The sequence below is a fragment of the Nitrincola alkalisediminis genome (assembly GCF_009821115.1).
GTDB lineage: Bacteria > Pseudomonadota > Gammaproteobacteria > Pseudomonadales > Balneatricaceae > Nitrincola > Nitrincola alkalisediminis.
Genome location: NZ_VYTY01000012.1, coordinates 15,566 through 38,708, shown reverse-complemented (window position 1 = coordinate 38,708; position 23,143 = coordinate 15,566). Strand labels below are relative to the sequence as shown.

Annotated in this window: 22 protein-coding genes; 14 read left to right on the top strand and 8 right to left on the bottom strand. The window is 45.5% G+C overall.

Annotation, left to right across the window (positions count from 1 at the left end):
- Positions 1-8: 8 nt before the first annotated feature.
- Positions 9-1,175 carry an MFS transporter gene (locus F5971_RS15695; protein WP_193495927.1) on the bottom strand — a complete coding sequence of 389 codons (1,167 nt, stop codon included), beginning with the start codon at positions 1,173-1,175 and terminating at the stop codon, positions 9-11.
- Between the two features lie 78 nt (positions 1,176-1,253).
- Here F5971_RS15695 and F5971_RS15690 point away from each other — a divergent pair, with 78 nt between their 5' ends.
- The 5 genes from F5971_RS15690 (at position 1,254) to ybaK (ending at position 5,788) form a co-directional block, all read left to right on the top strand.
- Positions 1,254-3,182 (top strand): DNA topoisomerase III, encoded by a 1,929-nt coding sequence (locus F5971_RS15690; protein WP_193495924.1) that lies wholly within the window; start codon positions 1,254-1,256, stop codon positions 3,180-3,182.
- 111 nt (positions 3,183-3,293) lie between these two features.
- Positions 3,294-4,181 carry a DMT family transporter gene (locus F5971_RS15685; RefSeq protein ID WP_193495922.1) on the top strand — a complete coding sequence of 296 codons (888 nt, stop codon included), beginning with the start codon at positions 3,294-3,296 and terminating at the stop codon, positions 4,179-4,181.
- 97 nt (positions 4,182-4,278) lie between these two features.
- Positions 4,279-4,842, top strand: coding sequence for a DJ-1/PfpI family protein (locus F5971_RS15680; RefSeq protein ID WP_193495920.1), 564 nt, complete (start codon positions 4,279-4,281; stop codon positions 4,840-4,842).
- Between the two features lie 21 nt (positions 4,843-4,863).
- Positions 4,864-5,217 (top strand): ribbon-helix-helix domain-containing protein, encoded by a 354-nt coding sequence (locus tag F5971_RS15675; protein WP_193495917.1) that lies wholly within the window; start codon positions 4,864-4,866, stop codon positions 5,215-5,217.
- A gap of 100 nt (positions 5,218-5,317) precedes the next feature.
- Complete coding sequence (gene ybaK, locus F5971_RS15670; protein WP_193495915.1) at positions 5,318-5,788, top strand: Cys-tRNA(Pro) deacylase; 471 nt, start codon at positions 5,318-5,320, stop codon at positions 5,786-5,788.
- Here the strand turns inward: ybaK and F5971_RS15665 are convergent.
- Complete coding sequence (locus F5971_RS15665) at positions 5,785-6,105, bottom strand: DUF3301 domain-containing protein (protein WP_036509828.1); 321 nt, start codon at positions 6,103-6,105, stop codon at positions 5,785-5,787. The genes ybaK and F5971_RS15665 overlap by 4 nt on opposite strands.
- A gap of 136 nt (positions 6,106-6,241) precedes the next feature.
- Here F5971_RS15665 and F5971_RS15660 point away from each other — a divergent pair, with 136 nt between their 5' ends.
- The 5 genes from F5971_RS15660 (at position 6,242) to F5971_RS15640 (ending at position 12,120) form a co-directional block, all read left to right on the top strand.
- Positions 6,242-7,720, top strand: a complete 1,479-nt coding sequence (locus tag F5971_RS15660; RefSeq protein ID WP_193495913.1) for a protein adenylyltransferase SelO — start codon at positions 6,242-6,244, stop codon at positions 7,718-7,720.
- Positions 7,721-7,846: 126 nt separating this feature from the next.
- Positions 7,847-8,599 carry a DUF599 domain-containing protein gene (locus F5971_RS15655; RefSeq protein WP_036509832.1) on the top strand — a complete coding sequence of 251 codons (753 nt, stop codon included), beginning with the start codon at positions 7,847-7,849 and terminating at the stop codon, positions 8,597-8,599.
- 155 nt (positions 8,600-8,754) lie between these two features.
- On the top strand, positions 8,755-10,683 hold the full coding sequence (gene htpG, locus F5971_RS15650) for a molecular chaperone HtpG (RefSeq protein WP_193495911.1): 1,929 nt from the start codon (positions 8,755-8,757) through the stop codon (positions 10,681-10,683).
- Positions 10,684-10,839: 156 nt separating this feature from the next.
- Complete coding sequence (locus F5971_RS15645; RefSeq protein ID WP_036509834.1) at positions 10,840-11,148, top strand: c-type cytochrome; 309 nt, start codon at positions 10,840-10,842, stop codon at positions 11,146-11,148.
- A gap of 75 nt (positions 11,149-11,223) precedes the next feature.
- Entirely contained in the window at positions 11,224-12,120 is an 897-nt protein-coding gene (locus tag F5971_RS15640; protein WP_051514329.1) for a GGDEF domain-containing protein, read from the top strand.
- Between the two features lie 62 nt (positions 12,121-12,182).
- Here F5971_RS15640 and hisC read toward each other — a convergent pair whose 3' ends face one another.
- Both hisC and F5971_RS15630 read right to left on the bottom strand, forming a co-directional pair.
- Complete coding sequence (gene hisC / locus F5971_RS15635; RefSeq protein WP_036509836.1) at positions 12,183-13,241, bottom strand: histidinol-phosphate transaminase; 1,059 nt, start codon at positions 13,239-13,241, stop codon at positions 12,183-12,185.
- A 108-nt stretch (positions 13,242-13,349) separates the two neighbouring features.
- A complete protein-coding gene (locus F5971_RS15630; protein WP_036509901.1) occupies positions 13,350-13,835 on the bottom strand; it encodes a MarR family winged helix-turn-helix transcriptional regulator in 486 nt (161 codons plus the stop codon).
- A 264-nt stretch (positions 13,836-14,099) separates the two neighbouring features.
- Between F5971_RS15630 and ectA the strand changes: the two genes are divergently transcribed.
- Genes ectA through F5971_RS15610 form a run of 4 tightly spaced genes read left to right on the top strand, consistent with a single transcriptional unit; the run spans position 14,100 to position 17,793 of the window.
- A complete protein-coding gene (gene ectA, locus F5971_RS15625; RefSeq protein WP_193495909.1) occupies positions 14,100-14,642 on the top strand; it encodes a diaminobutyrate acetyltransferase in 543 nt (180 codons plus the stop codon).
- Between the two features lie 20 nt (positions 14,643-14,662).
- Positions 14,663-15,937 carry a diaminobutyrate--2-oxoglutarate transaminase gene (ectB, locus tag F5971_RS15620; RefSeq protein ID WP_193495906.1) on the top strand — a complete coding sequence of 425 codons (1,275 nt, stop codon included), beginning with the start codon at positions 14,663-14,665 and terminating at the stop codon, positions 15,935-15,937.
- Positions 15,938-15,958: 21 nt separating this feature from the next.
- Entirely contained in the window at positions 15,959-16,348 is a 390-nt protein-coding gene (locus tag F5971_RS15615) for an ectoine synthase (protein WP_036509838.1), read from the top strand.
- Between the two features lie 14 nt (positions 16,349-16,362).
- Positions 16,363-17,793, top strand: a complete 1,431-nt coding sequence (locus F5971_RS15610) for an aspartate kinase (RefSeq protein ID WP_193495904.1) — start codon at positions 16,363-16,365, stop codon at positions 17,791-17,793.
- A 66-nt stretch (positions 17,794-17,859) separates the two neighbouring features.
- Here the strand turns inward: F5971_RS15610 and F5971_RS15605 are convergent, their stop codons facing one another.
- The 4 genes from F5971_RS15605 to F5971_RS15590 form a co-directional block, all read right to left on the bottom strand.
- On the bottom strand, positions 17,860-18,063 hold the full coding sequence (locus F5971_RS15605) for a PA3496 family putative envelope integrity protein (protein ID WP_193495902.1): 204 nt from the start codon (positions 18,061-18,063) through the stop codon (positions 17,860-17,862).
- A 267-nt stretch (positions 18,064-18,330) separates the two neighbouring features.
- Entirely contained in the window at positions 18,331-19,830 is a 1,500-nt protein-coding gene (locus tag F5971_RS15600) for a calcium-binding protein (protein ID WP_193495900.1), read from the bottom strand.
- 111 nt (positions 19,831-19,941) lie between these two features.
- Entirely contained in the window at positions 19,942-21,288 is a 1,347-nt protein-coding gene (locus F5971_RS15595; RefSeq protein ID WP_193495898.1) for an HlyD family type I secretion periplasmic adaptor subunit, read from the bottom strand.
- 2 nt (positions 21,289-21,290) lie between these two features.
- Entirely contained in the window at positions 21,291-23,027 is a 1,737-nt protein-coding gene (locus F5971_RS15590; RefSeq protein WP_193495896.1) for a type I secretion system permease/ATPase, read from the bottom strand.
- Positions 23,028-23,143: the final 116 nt, after the last annotated feature.

Below are 23,143 nucleotides of genomic sequence, written 5' to 3'. Positions count from 1 at the left end.
ATTGACCTCTAGGACGTGGCTCGTCGGTTACTTGACCAGACGAGCCACATGGCGACTACAATGGCCGGTAGCATGAGTAAATTCAGTAACTCCCATCCCAATACACTTTGCCAATAACCAGCGAGCAGGCTGCCTAAAGCCGCAAAGCCGAAGACGAGCAAGTCATTCATTCCTTGTACCTTTGCTTTTTCGGCTGGAGCATAGGTGTGTGTTAGCAGTGTTGTGGCACCAATAAATGTAAAGTTCCAGCCCACACCGAGTGCAACTAATGCTGTCCAAAAATGCCAATAGCTTGTGCCCAATTGATTTAAAAGAACACAGCTGATAAGCAATAAACAACCCGCTTGTATAACCTTGGTCGCTGAAAAATACGAAATTAATCGACCCGTGATGAACGATGGGGCAAACATGCCGAGTACATGCCACTGAATAACACTGGCGGTACTGCTGAAACTAAAACCACAGGCTTGCATTGCTAAAGGCGTTGCCGTCATGACCAGTACCATCACGCCGTAACCAATCATGCCAGCGCAGACCGCTGATAACAGGCGGGGTTGCTGAAAGAGTTCGCGGTATGAGCGAGTCGCTCCCTTTTGTTCTGCAAGGTTTGGTTTTTGTAGGGGTAAGAAAGCAATGAGTAGCGTGGTTAAGCTGTAGAGAGCAATTAACACCGCAAAGGCACCCAAATAGGGGATATCGGATACCCAATCTTCAGCCCATATTGCTAAATTGGGCCCTAAAATGGCGGCAAGTACACCGCCAACCATGACAAGACTGATGGCTCGAGGATGTAAATTTGGGGGGCAGCCTTCAATTGCAGCAAAGCGATATTGCTGACCAACGCCGATGGCCATTCCTAATAAGAAAGTACTCAGGCAAAATAGTGTAAAATTTTGATTTAACAGCGCGAAGTAGGCCAAGCATGCGCCGCTCACACCGATGAGATTGCCGAGCATAAACCCCGTTTTTCGCCCTAGCCATCTCATTAAAAGAGCGGCGGGCAGGGTAACGCCCATCAGTCCAAGAAATTGTAAAGCGACAGGAAGGGTGATTAAACTCAGTGATGGAGCGATGTGCTGCCCGATCAGTGCTGTAACGGAAACCAATAAAATGTTACCTGAGACCAGTAAGGCTTGTCCTAAAGCAAGCCCCCAGACAGTAATAGGAAGAGACATGAGGCGTGTCCATAGTTCGCAAATGAGAGTCAGCGAATATAACACTTTAGCCGTGCAAATGCAGAACAGGATGTTCAAGTGAGATTATTTATTGCAGAAAAGCCATCCTTAGGGCGAGCCATTGCCAACGCATTGCCTGGCCCGCAACAAAAAGGGGAAGGGTTTATTAAGTGCGGTACAGACACCCTTGTCAGTTGGTGTATCGGTCATTTGTTAGAGCAAGTGGAGCCGGATGCCTATGACCCGGTTTTTAAAGCGTGGCGATTTGAGCATTTACCGATAGTTCCTCGTGAATGGCAGTTACAGCCAAAAGCGAACACGCGAAAGCAACTGACGGTACTTAAAAAGCTGGTCAAAGAGGCGGATGAGTTAATCCACGCGGGAGATCCAGATCGCGAGGGGCAGTTATTGGTCGATGAAGTCATTGCATGGTTAAAGGTTGCCCCTCAAAAACGTGCAAAGGTTCAACGTTGTTTGATCAGTGACCTCAATCCTGATGCTGTTCGTCGAGCACTCGCTCAACTTAAGCCCAATCAAGGGTTTGTACCTCTGTCGACATCTGCATTAGCACGTTCGCGAGCTGATTGGCTTTATGGCATTAATTTGACACGTGCGTGTACGCTTCAGGGGCAAAAGTCAGGCTATCAAGGGGTGTTGTCAGTAGGGCGAGTGCAAACCCCTATTCTGGGACTGGTTGTACGGCGAGATGATGCAATAGCCGCGTTTGTCAGTAAACCCTTTTACGAGGTATTGGCTAATCTGCAAACGGAAGCAGGTGAGCACTTTCAGGCTAAGTGGCAGCCAAGTGAAGCCTGTGCCGCGTATCAGGATGAGGAGGGACGAGTTGTCTCAAAAGCCTTGGCTGAAAATGTAGTGCGTCGAATTACTGGGCAGCCTGCTCATATCACCCAGTTAACTCGTAAAACAAAACAGCAGCCCCCGCCTTTACCTTACAGCTTGTCTTCATTGCAGATTGATGCCGGTAAGCGTTATGGCATGAGTGCTCAGCAGGTGTTGGATGTCTGTCAAAGCCTTTACGAGAAGCACACCTTAATCACCTACCCACGATCAGACAGTCGTTATTTGCCTGAGGAGCATTATGAACGAGCACCCCGTGTCATGCAGGCTATTCGTAATACGTGTTCTTCTTTGGTTGAGGCGGTGGAGGGTGCGGATCCTAATTTGCGCAGCAAAGCATGGAATGATAAAAAAGTTGATGCGCATCACGCGATTATACCCACGGAAAAACAGGCCAATGGTACCCGTTTGTCAACCGATGAGCAGCGTCTCTATGAATTGATTGCTCGTCAGTATTTGCTCCAGTTTTATCCAAATTGGCGTTATCTAGATACAGAAGTGATGCTCGATATTGTCGGTGGCTCTTTCATCGCGCGTGCGCGTGAAACCGTGGAAAATGGTTGGAAGGTATTGTTTCCATCTCGTTCAAGTGATGATGAGGGGGGGAGTGAAGGTTTACAGTCTGCTTTGCCACCTCTTCAGCAAGGTCAAGTGCTGCAGTGCCTCAGTGGAGAGTTACAGGAAAAAATGACTCAACCGCCTAAGCATTTCACCGACGCAACCTTGCTTGCCGCCATCACGGGGATTGCGCGGTATGTCAAGGATCCCGATATCCGAAAAATTTTGCGAGAAACCGATGGACTTGGCACCGAAGCGACCCGTGCAGGGATAATTGAGTTATTGTTCAAACGACATTTTCTAATGCGCCAAGGCAAACAAATACTGGCGACGCTTGCAGGTAAAGCCCTCATTCATAGCTTACCTGAGTCGACCACATTGCCAGATATGACCGCCGAATGGGAGGCGCGCTTGAATGCAATCAGTCAGCGAGAAGACAGCTATCAGGCATTTATGCAAAGCCTAGAAGCTACGCTCGGCGATTTGATTGGCCAAGTTGGGCAAACAACAGTGAAGGTTCCTGTAAGCACGGAAACTCGCCAGAAACGCAAAGGTGTGCGTCGCTCTAGAAAAAATACCACTAAAAAATAGGTTGGTTATATGGGGCATCCATCTGAAAGTAAAAGAAAACTCGGCTTGAAATAGCTCATCTTCTTTGAGCTTAACCTATAATGCGGTTTCAATCACGACTCTGGAGACATGATGTCCATACCTGTTGCCTATCTTGCAGTGGTGCTCATTTGGTCCACCACACCTCTGACGATTGCATGGAGTTGTGAAACCATAGATCCGGTGCTCGCCGGCTGGTTACGCATGGGCATCGCCGCCGTACTCGGTTTGGGGTTGTTAGGAATACTTCGTATTCGTCTGCCATTGAATTTTCAAGCGCAATTAACCTATGCCTATGCATCACTCGGCGTGTTTGGGGCTATGTGCTGTACCTATATTGCCTCGAGATATGTACCCTCGGGCTTAATCTCGATTATTTTTGGTCTGGCCCCCATTTTATCCGCAATCTTTGGTATGGGGTTGTTGAACGAGCCCGCTTTGAAGACGTATCGTTGGATTGCCAGTGTTTTGGCATTTTTGGGGCTTGGGATCATTTTTACTGACGATGTCGCATTGGGGCGTGAGAGTCTGCCCGGTGTGTTTCTATTGTTACTGGCTGTTTTCCTGTTTAGCCTCAGTGGGGTGTTAGTAAAGCGTGCCAGTGCTCAGGTTCACCCTTTAGCCCATACGGTAGGGGCTCTGCTATGGTCTTTACCAGGCTTTGGCATTACTTGGTGGTTAATGGGGGCGGCGCCTTTGGTCATCGATCCATCGAGTCGAGCCTTTTGGTCTGTTTTATACTTGGCTATTTTTGGCTCCTTGGTGGGTTTTGTCAGCTATTTTCATGTGTTGCGTCATTTACCTGCGAGTACAGTCGCTCTTGTAACATTGATTACGCCCATCTTTGCCTTGATGCTAGGACACCTGTTGAATGCAGAACCCTTGACGCCTCGGTTATGGCAAGGGTGCTTGTTAGTGGTGGGTGGTTTAGCTCTGTTCTTTTGGGGGCATCGAATTCCTCTACGCCGTCGACTCAAATGAGTGAGTTGGTCGGGTACGTAGTAACACTGTAATACCTCTAAGGTCACCGTTTATGAGAGTCTTGTTGTGGGGTTATAACAAGTAAAGGAGACCCAAAATGAGCAAGAAAATATTGATGATTACCGGAGACTTCACCGAAGATTATGAAACGATGGTGCCGTTTCAAGCCTTGCAAGCCTTTGGCCACGAGGTTCATGCTGTCTGTCCTGACAAGCAAGCAGGTGACAGTGTTGCTACGGCGATTCATGATTTTGAAGGCGATCAGACCTATAGCGAGAAACCTGGCCACCGATTTACATTAAATGCCAGCTTCGACGCTATTGAAGCAAGTGACTATGATGCCTTGGTCATTCCGGGTGGTCGTGCTCCCGAGTACCTTCGTTTGAATCCAAAGGTGTTGGCAATGGTGCAGCATTTCTCGGAAACAAATAAACCCATTGCGGCCATTTGTCATGGTGCACAATTGCTTTCAGCTGCTAAAGTGTTAGAAGGGAAGCGTTGCTCAGCCTACCCAGCTTGTCGGCCAGAAGTCGAGGCCAGTGGAGCTGAGTACGCTGATATTGCGGTAGATGCGGCCATAACGGACGGTAATTTGGTGACGGCCCCAGCTTGGCCAGCGCATCCGGACTGGTTAGCGCAGTTCCAAAAACTGCTGGTGTAAATCTGATTGAAGGAGAGGGGGATGTGCCGATTATTCATCAATGCCGACCCAGATTTGTGGAAAAGTGACACGCATTCATTGCGTATCGATGGAATGGTCACCAGCGTGCGGATGGAAAAGTATTTCTGGAAATTATTGGAAGAAATAGCTCAGCGCGATGGTATGCAAACCCCTCAACTGATTACCCGGCTTTACCATGAGTCGATAGATGCTGGGCATGATTTGGGTAACTTTACCTCGTTTTTGCGAGTCTGTGCTTTGCGTTATCAGGCGTTGCAGCTTCAAGGAGAGATTCCAATCAATCCGAGAGTTCCAATTGCATCGCTTGATGCGGATCAAATTTTACAACGCGAGCAGCAGTCTAGGCCTCATTAATGCCTCTGTAGTCCTTGCACCCGTTAGGCTCAATTGCTAACGTGTGATTTTATCGTCAGATTTGATGGGTTGAGCCCGATAACGCACGTATGTGGACTATATGACGCCTTGTATTAACCTATTAAAAAAAGCAAATGTCTCTTTTAAGGTTCATGAATATCAACACGATCCAAGTGTTGACTCGTATGGCCTTGAAGCCGCTGAAAAACTTGGAGTGTCAGCCGAGCGTGTTTTTAAAACCCTTGTGGTCAGCTTAGATGGAAAAGAGCTTGCGGTAGCGCTTGTTCCTGTTGCTGAGCGTTTAAATTTAAAGCGGTTGGCGAAAGCCAGTGGCGCCAAAAAAGTTGAAATGGCCAATAAGGCTCAAGTCGAGCGTGTAACCGGATATGTGCTGGGAGGTGTCAGTCCTCTGGGCCAAAAAAAGCGGCTTAAAACCTTTATTGACCAATCAGCTGAAACCGTAGCGACGATGTTTGTGAGTGCTGGACGCAGAGGGTTAGAAGTTGAGCTAAATCCATCCGATTTTAAGGCTTTAACACAAGGGCAATGGGCCAGTCTGGTTCTTGTCTAGTCGATTCTGTGGGCGTCTACGTCCAGTCGATAAACACTGGATCCCAGCATAAAGGCTTTGCCTTTGTAGCGCTCATCTCCTGTGCTTGTGAACTCAAATAGATAGGTTCGTTGCAAGTGTAGACGGCCAGTTTCATTTCGAGCAGGTCTTATTTTAATCAGGGCGATACTTTGATCAAGTAACTGTAAATGATGTCTGTCACAGTAGTGCATCACCGCTTTTAGTGCTTGCTCTTTTGCCTTTAGATTGTTCCACCACGCCAGCGCAATGACGCCAATGCCAAGAAAAACCAGAAGATCAATTAAATCCAATGTCATGGTCGAATGTACCTATTATCAAAGGCCGTTGATGTTTGAGGCGAAGTATTTGTTAAAAACCTTACATTTGCAACGCTGTTAATACCTGATAAAAATGGTAAGGTATAAGCGATGGTCGAACGATGGAGGCTAAGTGATGGCACACAACAGAACCCTTAAAGAGCTCAATTTCGATAATACCTATCGGCAGTTACCGGATACTTGGTATCAGTTGAGAGAGCCTGAGCCCCTTAAAAATGTGCACTTGATTAGCTTTAATCCGAGGGTGGCTACTTTGCTGGATTTAGACCCTTGTCAAATACACCCAGAAGACCTTGTGAAGTATTTTTCGGGAATGACACCTTTACCGGGTGCCGAGCCCTTGGCCATGAAATACACAGGGCATCAGTTTGGCCATTACAATCCAGATTTAGGTGATGGTCGAGGGGTGTTACTGGGTGAGGTGGTCAACGCAAAAGGGCAGCGTTGGGATTTGCATCTCAAAGGTTCGGGCCGAACAGCTTTTTCGCGTTTTGGTGATGGGCGGGCGGTTCTGCGCTCCAGTATTCGAGAATACTTGGTCAGTGAAGCGATGACAGGTCTCGGTATTCCGTCAACACAAGCCCTTTGTTTGCTTGGCAGTGAGGAGTATACGCGGCGTATTGGTATGGAGCCCTGCGCTCTAGTGGTTAGGGTGACGCCTTGTCATATACGCTTTGGGCATTTTGAATATTTCTATTACAGTCATCGCCATGAGGATCTCAAGCGCTTAGCCGATTATTGTCTGGATCGCTTTTATCCTGATTTATTAAGTTATGAAAATCCGTATTTAGAGATGTTCAAAGAGATTTCGAATCGTACCGCGCGTTTGGTCGCGTGGTGGCAGAGCTATGGCTTTGTTCATGGTGTTTTGAATACGGACAATATGTCGATTATTGGCGAAACATTTGATTATGGCCCTTTCACCTTTCTTGATTATTATGAGCCCGATCACATTGCCAACAAAAATGATGATGCAGGGCGTTATGCGTTTTTCCGCCAGCCCTCCGTTGTCTTATGGAATATGGCATGCCTCGCTCAGGCACTGTTACCCTTGGTTGAGCGTGAAGCATTGGAAGCCGAATTGGCGGTTTTTTCTGAGCGACAAGCATGCTTTGAGTTGGAGCGAAAGTGCGCACGTTTAGGACTTTTGAAGCCTAAGCCTGATGATACAGATTTAATTGCTGAGCTTTGGAACTTATTTAAAAAAGACCGAGTGGACATTCATCGATTCTTTAGTGACTTGGTTGATATTCCTCTTTCTGAATTGTTGAATGTAACCTCAATAGTCAGCTATTTTCCGACTCAAGCATCGGCTTTCTTACAATGGCTGGACAAATATTATCAGCGCGCCAAGTTAGAAGCGGCGAGTCCTGCGATTCGGCGTGCACAAATGCGTGCAGTAAATCCTTACTATATTCTACGAAACTACATGGCAGAGGAGGCTATTCGCGAGGCTGAGCAAGGTGATTATCGCAAAGTGAATGCGTTAATGCCGCTGTTGCGTTGTCCGACTGATTTGCGACCGGAGATGACATCTTTTACGCAAGCTCCTCCCGATTGGGCAGCGGCAATTTGTTTAACCTGTTCATCTTAATATATTAAGTCAATAATATACTTTGATATCAGTGACCTAATTGCTTTCCGATCCATTAAAAGCAATGGATTTAATGCATGTTTACTGTATATTTAAAGGGTCTTTACCCTTGCCGAGATGAGATTTATGGACGTTTTACTCGAGTTTGTAACCCATAACTGGGTTAACCTTATGGCGTTGGCCTGGTTTCTCTTTTGCTTTAACGGCTATATGTATTACGCGAGAGCAAAAAGCTATACCACACCCTGTCTTGCGAGCATCATGCATATCTATCGGACTGAGTGGATGATTCGCATGCTCACGCGAGATAATCGCATTGCAGATACCACGGCCATTGCTAACCTGGAGCGAAGTGTATCGTTTTTTGCCAGTACAACCATTTTAGTTATGGCTGGCATATTGACCGTGATGAGCTCAACGGAAGAGGCGATTAATCTAATTGAAGAAATTCCATTTGCTATGTCGGCGACTAAACAGGAGTGGGAGTTAAAACTATTGGTAATGCTGATGTTGTTTGTTTATGCCTTTTTCAAATTCACATGGAGTTTGAGACAGTATGGCTTTGCGTCAGTGATGATCGGCGGTGCCCCTCTGCCTTCCGAGACGATCAGTGAGCGCCAGCGTGATGCCCATGCTGCACGTATTGCAAAAATGACATCGATGGCTGCCAATAGTTTTAATATAGGTCTCAGATCCTATTATTTCAGTATTCCAGTCATGGTGTGGCTCATTAACCCTTGGTTTTTTATACTCCTTAGCTGCATTGTGGTGTTCGTTCTGTACCGACGTGAATTTACCTCTTCCACAATGAAAACGCTCACGATGAGTTCAGAGTTAAATCGTCCCATTGTGAACACAAGCGAAAATGGTACACGCTGAAGACTTGAAATTCAGGTTTGCGCCCTCATCATTCATGAGAATCAGAGGATCAGCTTCTTACACAAGCGGTTGACCAAGATACTTTGGAGATAACGCACGGGTCACGAAGGTGTCCAGGCGTGTGTTTTTTATCCTTAACATGAACAGAGGTAGCGATGAGTACAGAAACCAGCAAAGAGACACTTGGCTTTCAAACAGAAGTTAAGCAATTACTGCACCTTATGGTGCACTCCTTGTATTCGAATAAGGAAATTTTTCTTCGTGAGTTGATTTCTAACGCCTCTGATGCCGCTGAAAAGTTGCGCTTCGAAGCGGTCTCTAAGGGTGATATTTACGAAGGCGATTCTGATCTCAAAATCCATATCACCTTTGATAAAGACGCTAAAACAGTGACGATTGAAGACAATGGTATTGGGATGACTCGTCAAGAGGTAATCGATCATCTGGGTACCATCGCGAAGTCTGGAACGGCGAGCTTTTTATCCAATATGACGGGCGACCAATCTAAAGATTCCCAGTTGATTGGGCAGTTTGGTGTAGGGTTTTACTCTGCCTTTATAGTAGCGGATAAAGTGGATGTTTTCACACGCCGTGCGGGCGAGGCCATTACGAATGCCGTTCATTGGTCGTCCACAGGTGAAGGCGAGTTCACGATAGCGACCACTGAAAAAGCGGGCCGTGGTACTCGTATTGTATTGCATCTGAAAGAGGGCGAAGAAGAGTTCGCCGATGGCTGGCGTTTGCGCTCACTTGTTCGTAAATACTCAGACCATATCAGTTTCCCAGTGCTGATGCAGAAGGATGCGCCTATGCAGGATGCGGATGACGAGGAAGGCGAAAAAACTGAGGTTGCAGCGGCGCCTGAGTTTGAAGCCGTCAACCGTGCAACCGCGCTGTGGACACGCAGCAAGTCTGACGTTAAAGATGAGGACTACACTGAGTTTTATAAACATATTTCCCACGACTTCACCGATCCGCTGACTTGGTCTCATAACAAGGTTGAGGGGAATCTTGAATACACAAGCTTGCTCTATTTGCCAGAAAAAGCGCCGTATGATTTGTGGAATAGAGAAGCGCCAAAAGGTTTGAAGCTCTATGTTCAGCGCGTTTTTATTATGGATCAGGCCGATCAGTTCTTGCCCTTGTACCTGCGCTTCATTAAAGGGGTTGTTGACACCAATAATCTATCCTTGAACGTTTCTCGCGAGATTTTACAAAAAGACGCGAATGTCGATAAGTTGCGTTCGGCCTTGACCAAGCGTGTACTTGACATGCTGTCTAAACTTGCGAAAGACGATGCTGAGAAATACAGTACTTTCTGGAAAGAGTTTGGTCAGGTTCTTAAAGAAGGCCCTGCGGAAGACTATGCTAATCGTGAGAAAATTCTAAAGCTGATGCGTTTTGCGTCAACGCATACAGGAAACTCAGAGCAGTCTGTAGGTCTTGAGGACTACATTGCCCGCATGAAAGAAGGGCAAGAAAAGATCTATTACGTGGTGGCTGATAACTACAACACGGCCAAAAACAGCCCGCACCTTGAAATCTTCCGTAAAAAAGAGATCGAAGTGCTATTGCTCACAGATCGTATCGATGAGTGGATGATGGGGCAGCTCTTTGATTTCGAGGGTAAGTCTTTCCAAGATGTGACGAAAGGAGAGTTGAATCTTGGTCAGGTTGAAACCGAAGAAGAGAAGAAGCAACAGGAAGAAACGGCTAAGCAGTTGGACGGACTCATTGAACGCATCAAGCCTGTACTGACTGAGCAAGTCTCAGATGTGCGAGTGACACACCGTTTAACGGACTCGCCTGCATGCCTTGTCCTTGGCGACTATGATATGGGTCTGCAGATGCGTAAGATTATGGAAGCGGCCGGTCAAAAGGTTCCAGACACCAAGCCTATTTTTGAGCTGAATCCTGAGCATCCATTGATCGTGAAGCTGGATCAGGAGCCTGATGAGGAACGTTTCTCTGAGTTGGCTAAAATCCTGTTTGATCAGGCTCAAATTGCTGCAGGAGGCCAGTTAGATGATCCTTCAGCGTATATTGCTCGATTGAATAAGCTTTTGCTGGAGTTAAGCGCTTAATCTCTGTTTTTACTAAAAAGCCTGATGCGGTTTTACGGCTGCATCAGGCTTTTTTCGTTCTAAATGATCCAAAGCAAAAACCGAAACTTAATCTATCGATTTGTTGGCTCTTCTCGGGTATCCTCGGGTTAAAGAGCTGTCGATGAGGTTATAAAAATGAAAAAAGTGCTTTCATCAGTAGGTGTTATAAGTGTGTGTCTAAGCGCGTCAATGGCATGGTCTCAGGATGATTTACAGGGTATTTTAGATCGTCATTGCCTAGCCTGTCACAATGCAGGGTTAGCGGGTGCGCCCAAAATGGATGATGTTGCTGCTTGGGCTCCGCGTCTAGAAAAAGACTTGGATGTCCTAACTCAAACTGTCATTTCCGGAAAAGGGGCCATGCCCCCTAAAGGCACGTGCTTTAGTTGTTCTGATGACACGCTAAAAGCTGCCGTTGAGTTGATGATTCAGCCATTTAAATAATTATAGCGTAATGAATGTGCCCTGCGTCTTATTTTCCTAACAGGAGGTAGGGTTTTCAAATGTTTGAGGTGAAGTATGTCTGATGGGCAAGCGTTTCCTGAATCCTGTTTTGCATCTGTTCTAGCCGTGACGGCCGATTGTGTTTTTATTATCAAAGATCAATGTATTCAGTATGTAAGTGTTGGCGATGAAGTGTGGCTCCAGCCTGATTCAATACGTGGTGTATCAATTGAAAATCTGTTGTCAGAAACGATTTTAACAACCTTGCGTGAGCAGGTGTCCTCTGCACAGGCGTCTGGAGACGTCAGTAAAGCACGTTATATTTTTCGTCCTGAGCATTTACCCGAGCTAAAAAATTTGGGGCTATCAGAGACGATATGGTTTGAAACGCGTTTAAACTGTGTTGATGCAAGCACCTATGTTTGGTCTTTGCGCAATATTAATGAGCGTAAAAAACTAGAACGTAAAATCAGCCATCAAGCCCAGCGTGATTCATTGACGGGGGCGTATAACCGAAGAGCCTTGATACCGGTTATGGAGCAAAATATAGCGCAAGCGCAGCGTTATGATGGAATATGCAGTATGTTGTTGATTGATATCGATGATTTTAGTCGTGTCAATGATGATTTTGGCTGGGATGCAGGTGATCAGCTATTGCGCCAAATTGTGACCTCGCTTTATCAAATGAAGCGCACCGCTGACTTCTTAGTGAGATTTGGTGATGATCAAATTGGCCTGTTTTTACCCGAAACAAATCACGAACAGGCCGTTCTTGCTGGCGAGCGGGCACGTCGTTTAGTGAGTGAGTTGGACATTCCGTCAGCGTCGGGGAATGTTTCGTGTACGGTCAGTGTTGGGGTGTCGAGCTTATCCGGTCCCGAAGATACGGCTGCTGAAATGATGAAGAGAATCATTGAGAATCTTGCGATTGCCAGGCATTGTGGTGGAAATCGAGTTGAAGGCGACTCTTGATGATTCCATCTTGAGCGTAAAGTGCACCAAGCGCGTTGTATGGCGGGCTTGGTGCATGTCGTTTAATGAATATGCGTTTTAAGAGCGGTGATGAGTTCTGACATTTCAGCATCTGTACCAATAGTGATGCGTAAAAATTGATCAATTCCCGCGCGCGTAAAGTGACGAACCAGTATGTTCTTGTCCCGCAAATATTGCATCAGTTCTTTTGCATCATAGTTGGGATGCGACGCGAAGATAAAGTTTGCCGCTGAAGGTAAAACATTAAAACCTAGATTGTTCAGTTCATTGGATACCTGCTCACGTGTGGATTGAATGCGTCGGCAGGTGGTTTGAAAGTAGGTTTCATCTTTAAGCGATTCAGTGGCTGATGCGATGGCGAGCATGTCCAGCGGGTAGGAGTTAAAGCTGTTCTTGACTCGCTCTAAGCCTGCAATGAGGTCTGGATGGCCAAAAGCGCAACCCACTCTCATGCCTGCTAGAGATCTAGACTTTGAAAAAGTATGTGAAACCAGCAGGTTTGGATATTGATTGATTAACGCAATAGCGCTGTTCGCACCAAAATCAACATAAGCCTCATCAACCAATACGAGCGTTTCTGTATTGCGTTTTAGGAGGGTTTCAATTTCATCTAAAGTAATCGCGATGCCAGTGGGCGCATTGGGGTTCGCAAAAATAATGCCAGTGTTTTCTGAGGTGTAGTCGTCAAGATTGATCTCAAAGTTTGCATTGAGTGGAATCTTGTCTGCGTCTATGTTGAATAGATCACAGTAGACTTCGTAAAAACTATAGGTGGTTTCCGGCATGAGCAAGGGGGTTCCATGACGGAAAAAAGCCATGAATGCTAAGGCTAAGACCTCATCCGAGCCGTTTCCAACAAATACTTGAGATTTATCGATGTTATGATATTCCGCTAACCCTTGCTTTAAAATGGACGCATCAGGGTCTGGGTATAAACGTAATCGTGAGGTGTCGAATTCGCGAATGACGTCAGTGACCCCTGGTGCGGGTGGATAGGGGTTTTCATTGGTGTTGAGTTTAATTAAGTTCAACACCTTTGGCTGCTCACCGGGGGTGTAGGGAACGAGTGAACGAATCGCCGGACTCCAAAACTTACTCATAGTGCAGTGCGTTCCATTAAAAAAAGAAGATACGGCAATTCTAACAAAATAGAGCAGTCAAGCGCACTCGTTTAGATGTGTGCGGGTCTGCTCATTGAGAAGATAGGGTTAATTTGACTCTTCACTACGGTCTAATATGCCGATATCGAGCATTGGCGCCGCATCGATATGATGGGCGTCCAGCATTTCTACAACACGCTGGAAGGATGCAAGAACCATTGATTGTTCCCATGCCTGTAAGTGATCAAATTGCTGTATGAATACGTCTTGTAGCGTCGTTGGCGCGGATTTAAGCAGTTCGATGCCTTCCTCAGTCGTCACAACGTGCACTTTACGCTTGTCACTTTGACTGCGTTCGCGCTTTACCAATAGCTTCCGTTCTAAACGATCCAAAATGCTGGTCACGGTTGCTTGTGTTAAGTTCATCTCCTTCGCTAATGAGCCTACCGTGATAGGCCCATTCGATTCCAATGTTTGCATCAACAAGAGTTGCGGTAGGGTAAGGCCCGTCATGCGGCTAAGGTGCTTGTCATACATATCCGTTGCTCTGACTATCTGGCGTAGCATGACTAAGAGTTCTTGACTTTTTTGCATAAGGCTCGCGAGGTTGTGTTGGGGGCTAGGTAACAAAATCTGAGGGTGATTTTTAACCTTATTCGCTTTGCATTGCAAACTTATCATCGTCAAACCTTTCAATAGTATTCAGCGCAATTCTATGGAATTTAGTGCGTGTTTCTCTGTGTGTTAGGGTGCTTTTCTTGCCATCTTCTGTATGGAATGCCCATATTTAGGGTTGAAATAGCCTCTGTATTATGTTTTATAATAAAAAGCATAGGAATGCAAATATATAGAAAGGCTATGAATAATACTGAATTAAACTTTTGTACACCCGAGCCAGCGGATGGTCCAGCTTTGTATGAGTTGGTTAAACGCTGCCCACCTTTAGATACAAACTCCGTTTATTGCAATCTATTGCAGTGCTCGGATTTTGCGCAAACCTCAATTGCAGTGAAGTCGGCAGATGGGCATTTACTCGGATTTATATCAGGTTATGTGCCGCCTGCACGTCTAAAAACACTGTTTATTTGGCAGGTTGCCGTGGCACCTGAGTGCCGTGGCCAGCAGCTTGCAAAGCGTATGCTGCATGCGCTGGTCAGACGCGTGTCTGCCAATAAAGGCATTGCGTATTTAGAAACGACTATTACGCCTGGTAATCAAGCATCTGAGGCGTTGTTTAAAGGGTTCTTCAATGAATTGTCTGCGCCCGTGGAAACATCGATTTTGTTTTCAAAAGAGCAGCATTTTTCTGGGCAGCATGAAGATGAGGTTTTGTATCGAGCGGGTCCTTTCATTGTTCAGCAATGCGGCACGATGCAAAGCAATACGACACAAATACACTAACAAGTAAAAGGGAATCAAGTATGAATATTTTTGAGCAATTAGAATCCACTGTACGTACCTATTCGCGTTCATTTCCAGTCGTGTTTAATCGAGCAAAAGGTGCGTCGCTTTATACTGAAGCAGGAGCTGAGTATGTGGACTTTTTAGCCGGGGCAGGGACGTTAAATTATGGTCACAATCACCCTGTACTACAAAAGGCGTTGGTTGACTATATCCTGTCAGATGGTATTACGCATGGGCTTGATATGTATTCCAGTGCAAAAGAGGATTTTTTAAATACCTTTCACGATATTATTTTAGCACCAAGAGGAATGGGGGATTTTCGTGTCCAGTTTACAGGTCCCACAGGCACGAACTCAGTAGAGGCCGCGCTGAAGCTCGCACGTAAAGTGACAGGTCGAAGCGAAATTATTTCGTTCACAAATGGTTTTCATGGCGTATCTGGTGGAGCGTTAGCCTGCACGGGTAATGAACACCACAGAGGCGGAATGGGTGCTTCTTTATCCGACGTAACTCGTATGCCGTTCGACGGTTATTTAGGTGAAGGGGTTGATACCACTGAATACTTAGATAAAGTTCTTTCTGATCCTAGTAGTGGTGTTGATCATCCTGCGGCGGTGATAGTAGAAACTATCCAAGGTGAGGGTGGTTTAAATGCGGCGTCCTTTGATTGGTTAAGAAATTTAGAGCGCGTTTGCCGTAAGCATAAAATGTTACTAATAGTGGATGATATTCAGTCAGGCTGCGGTCGTTCTGGGCGCTTTTTTAGCTTTGAAGATGTAGGCATTAAGCCTGATATAGTGACCTTGTCAAAGTCGCTCAGCGGTTACGGTCTTCCTTTTGCATTGACTATTTTCCGTAGCGAGCTAGATCAATGGTCTCCGGGTGAGCATAACGGAACCTTTCGCGGTAACAATCACGCATTTGTAACGGCGACAGCCGCATTCAAGACGTTTTGGAAAGATGATGTGTTTGCATCTGAGGTGAGACGTAAAGCTGAAATGCTCAGAAAAGGTTTATCCGATATTATTCGTAAACATGGTTTCAAAACCATGACGCTCAAGGGGCGTGGTTTAATGAGTGGTATCGAATGTGAAAACGGCGAGCTTGCGCATCGAGTCACCCGTTTGGCATTTGAAAAAGGATTGGTAATAGAGACCAGTGGTGCGCATGGGCAGGTTGTTAAGTGTTTGGTGCCTTTGGTGATCACGGATCAGCAGATTGAGTTTGGATTGAGTGTTTTGAATGAGTGTTTTGCGAAAGCGCTTTCAGAACAGCAAAGAAAAGCATCTTAATTTGAAGCTGAGGAGAAGTATATGATTGTCAGGCATTTGAAGGACTGTGAAGCCTCTGAAAGACGTGTTGTTTCAGAAAATTGGGAAAGCACAAGGATGTTGTTAAAAGATGATCAAATGGGGTTTTCATTTCATATCACGACAATATATGCCAATACCGAAACGCATATTTGGTACCAGAACCATTTAGAGTCTGTCTATTGCATGAGCGGAACGGGTGAAATTGAAACCTTAGCGGATGGAAAGGTGTACCCAATTGAACCGGGGATGTTATACATACTGGATCAGCATGACGAGCATTTATTGCGTGCAACGACTGAAATGAAGATGGCATGTGTTTTTAATCCACCCTTGAGTGGTAAAGAAGTGCATGATGAAAACGGTGTTTACCCCGTTGATGACTCGAAGTAATGACAGGAGTTGACATGCACACGGTTGAAAAAATTGGCGGCACGTCTATGAGTCGCTTTGATGAATTGTTAAAGACTATTTTAATTGGTGAGCGTCAAGGTGCTGAATTATATCAACGCATCTTTGTTGTATCCGCTTATGCTGGGATAACCAATCGTTTACTGGAACATAAAAAAACAGGTGAGCCTGGTGTTTATGCCAGTTTTGCCGAAGCCGAAAATGAGACGGCTTGGATACAAGCACTAGAGTTGGTTCGCTCGCAAATGCTAGAGATCAATGCCAGTCTGTTTGAACCAGGCGTGTGTAAGCAGTCAGATGCATTTATTAGCACACGAATTGATGAAGCCATAGCATGGATGAAGAGTTTGCAATCGTTATGCGCATGTGGCCACTTTCAGCTCGACGAGCACTTGCTGAAAGTGAGAGAAATGTTAGCGTCTTTAGGTGAAAGTCATAGTGCGTTTAATACTGTATTAGCCTTACAAAATGAAGGTGTTAATGCCAAGCTGATTGACTTGTCCGGTTGGCACCAGAGTCAGCCTAAGTCCTTTGACGAGACAATTATTGAGCATTTTGCAAAGGTTGATTTGGTAACGGAATTGCCGATCGTAACAGGTTATACCCACTGCAAAGAGGGTGTAATGAAGGTGTTTGATCGTGGTTATAGTGAAATGACCTTTAGTAAAATCGCAACATTGACCCAAGCGGCTGAAGCAATTATTCATAAAGAGTATCACTTAAGCAGCGCAGACCCTGCTGTGGTTGGTGTTGATAAAATAGTGACCATAGGGCGCACAAATTATGATGTTGCGGATCAGTTGTCTAACCTAGGGATGGAGGCTATACACCCAAAAGCAGCAAAAGGGTTACGCCAAAAAGGCATTAAGTTGCGCATAAAAAATGCGTTTGAGCCTCATCATACAGGGACGTTGATTACCCAGGATTATAAGAGCGCCGAGCCCTGTGTTGAAATCATAGCCGGGCGTCGCAATGTCTTCGCTATCGAAATCTTTGATCAAGATATGCTAGGGGATAGTCAATATGACATTGAACTATCGGCACTGTTGCATCAGTTGAAACTGTATGTTGTTAATCGAGATTCGGATGCGAATAGTATTACGTATTATGTCGCAGGCTCACGGAAAATGGTGAACAGAGCTGTTCGTTTAGTTGCTGATGCGTATTCAGGTGCCGATGTGACGTTGCATAAAGTAGCGATTGTATCGGCTATAGGTTCGGATCTTAAAGTGTCAGGGATCTTAGCGAAAACCGTGTCGGCATTGGCCAAGCATAATATTAGCATTCAAGCTTTACACCAATCGATACGGCAAGTTGAGATGCAGTGTATAGTAGATGAAGGTGATTACGAAGGGGCCGTTAAAGCTTTACATCACGCGCTTATAGAGCAAGAAGATCATGGCGATGTCATTTGTGCTGCAGCTTAAGGATCAAAGACCACACAAACCAACCGGATGTATATAATCCGGTTGGTTTGAAGAAGTGATCAGACGTTACAGACGATCATCAGCCACATCAAAGACATCGCTTATTTGTTTCATTAAACGACGTTCTTCCATGAGGTCTTCAATTTGACGACGACGCTTTCCATTGTATTTTAAACGGCTGCGGCCTGTATCTTCATCTTCTGAAAATTGTTCGTTCCAGTCCTCTATCTCATCGATAGGGACCTGATCGACACGGATTTTTGTGCCCATCGGCTCTGCTCTCACAGACAAGTGTTAATAAATAGCAATTTAATTGCTGATATCCAAGTTTAAGGTTTAAAACGTGATATAGGCTTATATCCCGCTTTGTTTCCCCTTAAACGGGAATATAGTGCTGAAACGGCAGCTAGCAAAATTGAAATATTTTATAAGGTTTATTGTTGGAGTATGTGAAAAACTATTTATGTTGATCCAAAAGATAAAGACAGCAAAAAGCAGGCACTCGGCCTGCTTTTTGTAGATCTTGCTGCAGAAGAATTAGAGGGTGATTACATCGCCTGTGCACCCGCAAGACAGAGCTTTCAGATCCTTAGTGAAGCTTAGGTCGAAGTCAGAGATTAGATTGTCAGTTGCATCATCTATGAAATTGATCTCTTGGAAGTTTTTGGTTTTCATTGTGGCATTGCTGGTCAAATCTGTAATGTATTGGTAGCCCCATTTAGATTTGATTGAGAAGTTGTCTGCATCGCCGACAATGTTCAATACATCATAGCCCAGTCCACCGTTGGCATAGCTGCCATTCTCGAAGGACCCTAAGGTTAGGGTATCATTGCCAAGGCCAAGATCCACATTTCCGTTATTGATGCCTATGTATACCTGATCTTTCCCTGCACCCGTGCTTACACAGCCATCATTCGTTCCAATCACGACTTTGTCGTTGCCAGCCCAGCTCTTAAAGACCTTATTGAGTGTTCCAATGCTGGCCTCATTGTTACCAAAGCCCATGTCGACGTAATTAGCAGAGCCAGCAACATAGACTTTATCATTACCAAGGCCTGCAAAAATTTTATTGGCATTGCCTTCAATCCAGACAAGATCGTCTTTTGCGCCAGTGCGAATGATTCCAGTGGAGTCACCTCCAACATAAAGATCATTTGATCCCAGTGCAAACCATGCGCTTTTCAGGTTGCCTTCAACCATCACTTGGTTGTCACCTTTCCAAGATGTGACCTTGCCTGCATCGCCGCCGACGTAGAGCTGATCATTGCCACTACCTAGCGAAGTGAATTTGGCATTCTGATCAACGACAACGGTGTCATTGCCTGAACCAGCGAAAATGAGTTTCGAGCTTCCACCGACTTCGATGCAATCGTCGCCACTGCCCAAAAACGCTATACCCGAATTACCTTGAATGTTGACAGTATCATTACCTGATCCGGCTGAAACAAATCCAGAGTTGCCATCAACGCAAAGGGTGTCATCGCCGCTTCCAAGAAAGGCTTTGCCAGAATCACCACCGATTTTTACACTGTCATCGCCAGGGCCGGCAAACACAATTTTGGAGTTGCCGCCGATGTCTAATTCGTCATCGCCAAAACCAAGTGACACAAGGCCTGAGTTGCCATCAACCTTTACTTTGTCGTCGCCACATCCGGCAAAAATGATTCCAGCACTACCAGCAACATTTAATTCGTCATCACCTTTTCCAAGAAACGCTTTGCCAAGGTTGCCATCCACATTGATTGTGTCGTCTCCGGAGCCTGCAAACACTTTTTTCAGGTCTCCGCCAATATTTAATTCATCATCGCCTTTGCCTAGGTAAACATGGCCTGCATTACCTTGGACGTTGACGGTATCATTCCCAGATCCCGCGCTGATAAAGTCAGCATTTCCAGACACATTAAGAGTGTCGTCACCTGCTTTCAGCTTTGCGATGTTGACATCTCCGTCAACGGTAATCTGATCGTTATCTTTAGTACCAATCACTTTTTGACCGTTGCCAGTCAGTAAGTTAACGATGCCTTTTAAGAGAGACATGTCTTTGCTCCTTGTTAATGTGTTTAGATTGGTGAAACGTTGCTTCGATTATAGACTATAAATGTATTGTACTAATATTGTACCTTTAGATTTTAAACAGCTGGAGTTGTGTTAATCCTCAATAAATGATCTCGCGAGAGTGTTGGTGATGGGTTGAGTCAGATATTGAAGAAGGGTTCTTTGTCCTGTATTGATCAACACTTCTGCGGGCATGCCTGGTACTAGGGACAGCTGATGGTCTTCTAGCATTTTGTGTCCGGTTTCTGTCAATTCTAAACGACTTAAAAAGTAGGAGGCGCCCGTTTGTTCGTTTATAAGTCTATCCGCCGAGATGTGAACGACTTGTGCTTGAATAACCGGTGTAGTGGCAGCTTTAAAGCTACTAAAGCGAATGTCTGCCAGTTTGCCCGTAAAAACGCGATCTATGTCAACAGGCGATATCTGGGCTTCAATAATTAAGTCCACGGTATCTGGAACAATATCCATTATCTGAGTTCCCGGTTGCACAACGCTCCCGATAGTGTTGACTTTCATGCCTATGACGCGACCTGATTCGGGTGAAAAAACATGAGTTCTTTCCACTCGGTCTAGCGTGGCCTCATAGCGTTTTCGAAGGTCAAAGATGCGAGTTTGGATATCTGAAATCTGATTAACTATCTGGGTATGGTATTCTTTTTCAACCAAAAGGATTTGTAGCTGAGTTTCGCCTTGTTGAACTCGGATACCAGCTATCATGGCTCGGTTTTCGGCAACCTCTCCCTGAAGCTCCGAAATATTGCGTTCGACTATTTTCAAACGGTGGCGATCAACAAAGCCATTGGCCAGTAAGCGATTTAAGTCTTGAAGTTCAGATTGATAAGAGGAAATTAAAGACTGTTTGCTACGAGAAATTGCTTCTAAGCCACGTATTTGCTCTTCAAGCTGATTGATGCGTTGTTTTAAAACGTCGATTTCACCTTGATGCGAGTTTTGACGTGCTGCAAACAATTGCTGCTCATTGGCTAATGTTTCGCTTACTCTTGTATCGTTTCTATCAAAATCATCTGGAAAGACAATCGAGTCGAGCTTATCGCGTTCGGCTCGAAGCCTGGCTTCACTGGCTCGGCTGGCAAGCAGTTGACCGCCGATAATGTCTAGTTCTGCGCGAAACTGCGTATCATCTAAAGTGAGTAGGAGCGCTCCTTCATCAACCCAATCCCCTTCTCGTACATGAAGAGAATTAACACGTCCTCCTTCGTAGTGTTGAACGGTCTTTCGATAATTCTCAACGGTTACTATCCCAGGCGCATGTGCCGCACCTTCAAGGGGCGCTAAGCTTGCCCAGGTTCCAAAAATACCGAAGGTCAGCAGTAAAAGAATATACCCTAAGCGTTTGGGATGCGCGTCAGACAGTGCGCGTGCTGTCTCGGTATCTTCCGCGGATAAAATGGGCAAAGGCGAGAGGGAAGGTAGTTTCATGTCTATTCCGCCTCTTTAGCATCTGAGGTGCTTGGGTTGTTTTGTTGGCTAATTTGCCCTGCGTTGGCTTTGTTGAGCTCAGCAATAACTCTATCTCTAGGTCCATAGAGCGTTAGAGTGCCTTGATTTAATACCATGAGTTTGTCGACAAGACTGAGAACATTTGTTCGATGGGTGATGATAAAGACGGTTGCACGAATGCGTTTTAAGTACTTCAGGGTTTGTGCAAGCGCGGCTTCTCCTTGATGATCTAAATTTGAGTTAGGTTCATCAAGTACTACAAATTTTGGTTTCCCATACAGTGCGCGCGCAAGCCCAATTCGTTGACGTTGACCACCTGAGAGCGTACCTCCTTGTGTGCTAATGTACGTATCATACCCGTCCGGCAGTCGAAGAATCATGTCATGGACACCGGCTAATCGAGCGGCTGTGACGACTTCTTTAGGATCTGCTTTGCCAAAGCGAGCAATGTTATCGCTAATGGTTCCTTCGAAAAGCTCTATGTCTTGTGGGAGGTATCCAATGTGAGGACCAAGCTCCTCACGGTCCCATGTGAAAATGTCCGCACCATCCAGTCTGATTTTTCCACTTAACGCTGGCCAAATGCCCAATAGGGCTCTTGCGAAGGTGGATTTTCCGGCTGCGCTTGGACCTATGACACCAATCATATCGCCAGGCGCAACATAAAAAGACAAGCCTTTTAAGATGGGAACTCGAGACCCTGGAGCGCAGATGACTGCGTTTTCAGCTGTAATTTCGCCAATCGGTTCAGGCAGTGACATTTGCTCGTGTGGGCCTATGTCGGTTTCAAGCGTGTTGTGCAAGCGCGCATACTGCTCCCTGACCGTAATAAAGTGTTTCCAAACGCCGATCATTTGATCTATCGGTGCTAAAGCGCGTCCTAACAGAATCGAGCCTGCGATCATCATTCCGGGCGATATCGCCTGCTGCAAGGCGAGGTAAGCGCCGAGTCCTAGGACGAGCGATTGAATGATGATCCGAAAGGTTTTAGAGACGGAAGAGAGGATAGCGGCACGTTCGTTTGCGAGAATTTGAAACGCTTGTGCTGATTTGTTCTTAACGGACCATCGATGGCGAATGTGGGACAGCATCCCCATGGATTCAATAACTTCGGCATTATGTAAGTTTTTACTAACCGAGTTAGCGGCTTGAGTGAGTTCTTTATTTGCAGCTGCTTGAGCGGATTGTGTGACTTTTTCGTTGAGCAGAGCCAAGCCCGTTAAGATGATCACGCTGCCGAGTGCCATGCTACCTATCCACGGATGAAAGAGGTATAGGATAAAGATGTATACAGGAACCCAAGGTGAGTCAAAGAATGCAAACAGGCCATTGCTAGATAAGAATTGACGTATTCCGTTGAGATCCTTAAGGGGTTGGGAGGAGACCAATGTTCCGCCTGAATAGAGTGCTTGGCGGTAGCTGACATCAAACATTTTTGGTGATAGTTGGTGGTTTAAGCGGTTGCTAACTTTTTGCATGATGCTGGAACGAACCCATTCCAGTATGCCCATTGTTGTTAATAAAACCACCATAATCAGTGTCAGCATCAGAAGTGTTGATTCACTGCCGCTTGCAATAACACGGTCATACACTTGCAACATGTATAAAGCAGGAACAAGCATCAAAAGATTGATACAGAGGCTAAAAATTCCGACATGGATAAAACTGGAGCGACAGCATTTAATTGCTAAATCAAGTTCCGTTTGTTTTTCGCGCATGAAGCTCTCCGTATGTTCGTTAGCGTATCGATCAATAGGTTGTTCTGTAGCCTAAGTTTAAAACTTAATGAAGTATTATGCATCAATACTCTTAACTAAGAAAAATGAACACCTAA

Excerpts from the sequence above, each read along its gene's own strand:
- F5971_RS15660 (WP_193495913.1), top strand. The coding sequence starts at position 6,242 with ATGGCACACAACAGAACCCTTAAAGAGCTCAATTTCGATAATACCTAT.
- hisC (WP_036509836.1), bottom strand. The coding sequence starts at position 13,241 with ATGAGTAAGTTTTGGAGTCCGGCGATTCGTTCACTCGTTCCCTACACC.
- F5971_RS15640 (WP_051514329.1), top strand. The coding sequence starts at position 11,224 with ATGTCTGATGGGCAAGCGTTTCCTGAATCCTGTTTTGCATCTGTTCTA.
- F5971_RS15680 (WP_193495920.1), top strand. The coding sequence starts at position 4,279 with ATGAGCAAGAAAATATTGATGATTACCGGAGACTTCACCGAAGATTAT.
- F5971_RS15675 (WP_193495917.1), top strand. The coding sequence starts at position 4,864 with ATGTGCCGATTATTCATCAATGCCGACCCAGATTTGTGGAAAAGTGAC.
- F5971_RS15605 (WP_193495902.1), bottom strand. The coding sequence starts at position 18,063 with ATGGGCACAAAAATCCGTGTCGATCAGGTCCCTATCGATGAGATAGAG.
- F5971_RS15695 (WP_193495927.1), bottom strand. The coding sequence starts at position 1,175 with ATGTCTCTTCCTATTACTGTCTGGGGGCTTGCTTTAGGACAAGCCTTA.
- ectA (WP_193495909.1), top strand. The coding sequence starts at position 14,100 with ATGAATAATACTGAATTAAACTTTTGTACACCCGAGCCAGCGGATGGT.
- F5971_RS15665 (WP_036509828.1), bottom strand. The coding sequence starts at position 6,105 with ATGACATTGGATTTAATTGATCTTCTGGTTTTTCTTGGCATTGGCGTC.
- F5971_RS15595 (WP_193495898.1), bottom strand. The coding sequence starts at position 21,288 with ATGAAACTACCTTCCCTCTCGCCTTTGCCCATTTTATCCGCGGAAGAT.
- F5971_RS15610 (WP_193495904.1), top strand. The coding sequence starts at position 16,363 with ATGCACACGGTTGAAAAAATTGGCGGCACGTCTATGAGTCGCTTTGAT.
- F5971_RS15615 (WP_036509838.1), top strand. The coding sequence starts at position 15,959 with ATGATTGTCAGGCATTTGAAGGACTGTGAAGCCTCTGAAAGACGTGTT.
- F5971_RS15590 (WP_193495896.1), bottom strand. The coding sequence starts at position 23,027 with ATGCGCGAAAAACAAACGGAACTTGATTTAGCAATTAAATGCTGTCGC.
- ectB (WP_193495906.1), top strand. The coding sequence starts at position 14,663 with ATGAATATTTTTGAGCAATTAGAATCCACTGTACGTACCTATTCGCGT.
- F5971_RS15600 (WP_193495900.1), bottom strand. The coding sequence starts at position 19,830 with ATGTCTCTCTTAAAAGGCATCGTTAACTTACTGACTGGCAACGGTCAA.
- F5971_RS15630 (WP_036509901.1), bottom strand. The coding sequence starts at position 13,835 with ATGCAAAAAAGTCAAGAACTCTTAGTCATGCTACGCCAGATAGTCAGA.
- F5971_RS15685 (WP_193495922.1), top strand. The coding sequence starts at position 3,294 with ATGTCCATACCTGTTGCCTATCTTGCAGTGGTGCTCATTTGGTCCACC.
- F5971_RS15645 (WP_036509834.1), top strand. The coding sequence starts at position 10,840 with ATGAAAAAAGTGCTTTCATCAGTAGGTGTTATAAGTGTGTGTCTAAGC.
- ybaK (WP_193495915.1), top strand. The coding sequence starts at position 5,318 with ATGACGCCTTGTATTAACCTATTAAAAAAAGCAAATGTCTCTTTTAAG.
- F5971_RS15655 (WP_036509832.1), top strand. The coding sequence starts at position 7,847 with ATGGACGTTTTACTCGAGTTTGTAACCCATAACTGGGTTAACCTTATG.
- htpG (WP_193495911.1), top strand. The coding sequence starts at position 8,755 with ATGAGTACAGAAACCAGCAAAGAGACACTTGGCTTTCAAACAGAAGTT.